Origin of the sequence: Cryobacterium sp. MLB-32, assembly GCF_000738085.1 — a bacterium.
Lineage (GTDB): Bacteria > Actinomycetota > Actinomycetes > Actinomycetales > Microbacteriaceae > Cryobacterium.
The window spans coordinates 1-1,309 of sequence record NZ_JPRS01000619.1; the positions used below are offsets into that span (position 1 = coordinate 1).

Genomic DNA, 1,309 nt, shown 5'->3' on the forward strand with positions numbered 1-1,309 from the left:
CTAGACGCGTTCAAGAGAGTGGCCTTGACCCCGTTGTGTGGACACCTCACAAGAGAGAATGTTCACTATGGCAAGATCACGTCGGGACTTCACCCCTGAGTACAAAGACGAGGCCGTGAAGCTGGTTTTAACCACCGGTAGAGGGGTCGCAACTGTCGCCCGCGAACTCGGAATCAACGAAGCCACGTTGGGCCGCTGGGTGGTGGCATTCAAGGCCCGTGGCCAGACCGGGCAGGCCGAGGTGACGGAGTCCGAGAGGGCCGAGCTCCTGCGGCTGCGTAAAGAAAACGCGGATCTGAAGATGGACAGGGCGTTCTTGAAAAAAGCGTCCATCTTCTTCGCCCAGGAAGCATCGGATACGAACGGCAAGCGTTCGAACTGATGCTGGCGGAGAAGACCAACTTCACCATCACCCGCATGGTCCGTCTCCTCGAGGTCTCCCGCTCTGGCTATTACGCGTGGATGGATCGCGCACCCTCGCCGGCGGCGATCCGGCGGGAACACATCGAGCAGAAAGTCGCCTTCTTCCACGGCGATTCGGACGAGGTCTACGGGGCCCCGCGGATCCTCGTGGACCTGCGTGCAGACGGGGAGATCATCTCCCGAAAAACGGTGGCCAGGACCATGAAACGACTGGGTTTGGCGGGGATCTGCCCGAAGAAATGGAAGACAACCACCATCATCGACCACGCTGACGCCTACCCGGTGGATGCCGTGAAACGGCAGTGGGATACCGGCGCTTTGAACCAGGTTTGGGTCGGCGATATTACCTACCTGAGGACGTGGGAGGGGTGGGTCTACTTGGCAACGGTCATCGACGCCCACAGTCGCCGAGTCATCGGCTGGGCTATCGCCGACCACATGCGCACCGATCTCATCCAGGACGCCCTGACGATGGCCCTGGTGCTGCGCGGGGACCGCCCGGAGACGGTGATTTTTCACAGCGACCGTGGCACCCAATACGCTTCGGCCCAGATCACCGAATTCGCCGCGGCTCATGGCATCACCCGGTCGATGGGTTACACCGGAATTTGCTGGGACAACGCCATGGCCGAGAGCTTCTTCGCGACGCTGAAAACGGAGTTCTACTACCGACGGATCTGGCCTACCCGGGCCCGGGCGATTCGAGACGTCGCGGCGTGGATCGAGGACCGTTACAACCGTCGCCGGCGCCACTCCTCGATCGGGCACGTCACGCCTGTGGACTTCGAGCTGCAATACTCGTCACAGGCCGCAGAGATCCAACTCGCCGCTTAACCCGTGTCCACTCACCGGGGTCAAGGCCAGGGYSAGGGCCACGCTGACGCTC

1 pseudogene is annotated in these 1,309 nt (G+C 61.7%); it reads left to right on the plus strand.

The features are described from left to right. Nucleotides 1-58 precede the first annotated feature (58 nt). Nucleotides 59-1,257 (plus strand): annotated as a pseudogene (locus JF66_RS20395) (IS3 family transposase). Nucleotides 1,258-1,309: the final 52 nt, after the last annotated feature.